Source organism: Nocardia sp. NPDC004722, from assembly GCF_053601505.1.
In genome coordinates, this window is sequence record NZ_JBSGBY010000995.1 from 1 (window position 1) to 1,842 (window position 1,842).

3 protein-coding genes are annotated in these 1,842 nt (G+C 66.1%); 1 reads left to right on the forward strand and 2 read right to left on the reverse strand.

Annotation, left to right across the window (positions count from 1 at the left end; all coding sequences use genetic code 11):
* Nucleotides 1-518 (forward strand): hypothetical protein (locus ACWELQ_RS45010; RefSeq protein WP_452403074.1); only part of this gene is annotated, 518 nt, incomplete at its 5' end.
* Here ACWELQ_RS45010 and ACWELQ_RS45015 read toward each other — a convergent pair.
* Both ACWELQ_RS45015 and ACWELQ_RS45020 read right to left on the reverse strand, forming a co-directional pair.
* A complete protein-coding gene (locus ACWELQ_RS45015; protein WP_452403075.1) occupies nt 503-1,111 on the reverse strand; it encodes a flavodoxin family protein in 609 nt (202 codons plus the stop codon). The genes ACWELQ_RS45010 and ACWELQ_RS45015 overlap by 16 nt on opposite strands.
* Nucleotides 1,112-1,151: 40 nt before the next feature.
* Entirely contained in the window at nt 1,152-1,613 is a 462-nt protein-coding gene (locus tag ACWELQ_RS45020) for an SRPBCC family protein (protein ID WP_452403076.1), read from the reverse strand.
* Nucleotides 1,614-1,842: the final 229 nt, after the last annotated feature.

Consider the following 1,842-nt stretch of genomic DNA (forward strand, 5'->3'; position numbering starts at 1 on the left):
AACCCGTGCTGTACAAATCGTTTTCGAGCAAGCTCGAGCTGTACCTGGCGGTGCTGCACGAGGCGACGCAGGTTCTGGGTGAGTCGCTCTCGGCGGCGTTGGGTCGGGCCGAGGACATGGGAGCGGTCGTATCCGCCACGGTGGCAGCGGTCTTCGATTTCGCCGACATCCATCCCCGCAGTGCCGCGCTGCTCGCCGGGGCCGCCGTCGCCGAGGAGCCGTCGGCTCAGCGGATGGCGCACCGGGCCGCGGCGGTCTGCACCGAAGCGGTCGCTCAGGCGTTGGCGCCCAATCCACTGCCACCGGCCGAACGACGACGGCTGATCACCGCCGAATTGGTCGCGATCGCTCAATCGTGCGCCCGGGACTGGGTCGCCACCGGCAAACCCCTACCCAAGCATGACGCCGTCGCCATCACCGCCAGCCTGTGCTGGACCGGGCTCGCCGGAATCCGCCCGAGGGAAACCCGCGGCGCGGACACCGACGACCAGACCCGCACCTGTCAGGTTCCCGGATAGTTCTGTTCGGCCAGCACCTTGGCGAGGTATGCCGCGTTGCGGGCCAGGACGGCCGTGGCATCCGCGACCGCCGAAGGGGTTTCGTCGAGATCGTTGTAGTCGGTGCCGCCCATCGCCTGGTCGTTCCAGTAGGTGCAGCCCTGCGCCGGAATGGTGAAGCCCAGGTCGTCGAGTGATTGGAAGAGATCGGCGCAGATCTTGTGTGCGCCGTCCTCGTCGCCGACGACGGCGACCGTGGCGACCTTGCCGGTCAGGATGGGCCGGCCGGATTCGTCGGTGTTGGACAGTTCGGCATCGAGTCGTTCCAGGGCGCGGTGCGCGACCGAGGACATGTGCCCCAGCCAAGTCGGAGTGGAGACCAGCAGGATGTCCGCGGCCATGATCTGGTCGCGAATTTGTGGCCACTGGTCTCCGGGACCCTCGTCCGCGCTGACGCCCGGCGCGAGGTCGTAGTCGACCAGTCGCACGGTGGCGCCCTTGACATCGTGGGTCGCGAGTTCGTCGAGGACCTGCCGGGCGATGAGATCGCTGCTCGAGGGGGCAGGGGATTTCTTCAACGTGCAGACCAAGGCCAGCGCGGTCAGTCCGGTCATCGCAACTCACTCCTCGGATGATGGTGTCCTATCGGAGAATTCACTGTCCGGGGCGGGGGACGTCGCCGCGCCACGCGCCGGTCTCGTGCGGCTGGTTCTCGATGAATTCCTTGAACCGGCGCAGATCTCCCTTGACCCGGTGGTCGAGTAGGCCGGTCTTGTCGGCCACGTTCTCGATGAATCCGTCGGGATCGATGTCCATCTGGGTGATGACGCGGGTGGTGTCGTCGTCGATGCGGTGGAAGGTGACCACGCCGGCATGGCAGGGGCCGCTGTCGGAATGCCAGGCAACGCGCTCATCGGGATGTTGCTCGGTGATGGTGGCATCGAATTCACGTTCCACCGGGCCGATTTTGACCCTCCAATGGGTGTGCGTCGGGCCGAGTTGCTCGACCTGTTGCACACCTTCCATGAACTGCGGGAACGATTCGAACTGGGTCCACTGGTTGTAGGCGGTGTGCAACGGCACGTCGACGTTGGTGGACGCGGTGACGGTGCTCATTCGGATCTCCTCGGATTGTCGGTTCTGCCCACCGCCTACCCGGCCGAGCTGTGTGGAAACCGTTGTGCGGCCGCCCACGCACGGAGTGGGACCCTGCGTCGAAGCGGCCGATGTTCCGATCCGCTGCCGTACGCCTGATCCCATTCTCCGAATGAGCCTTACGCCCCGTGCGGCTTCGTAATGGCGTCGCGGGCACGATCGAGCATGGCCGCGAACGGCCCGGCCAACA

Bases quoted from the DNA above. Each gene is read 5' to 3' on its own strand.
- ACWELQ_RS45015 (WP_452403075.1), bottom strand. From the start codon at position 1,111: ATGACCGGACTGACCGCGCTGGCCTTGGTCTGCACGTTGAAGAAATCC.
- ACWELQ_RS45020 (WP_452403076.1), bottom strand. From the start codon at position 1,613: ATGAGCACCGTCACCGCGTCCACCAACGTCGACGTGCCGTTGCACACC.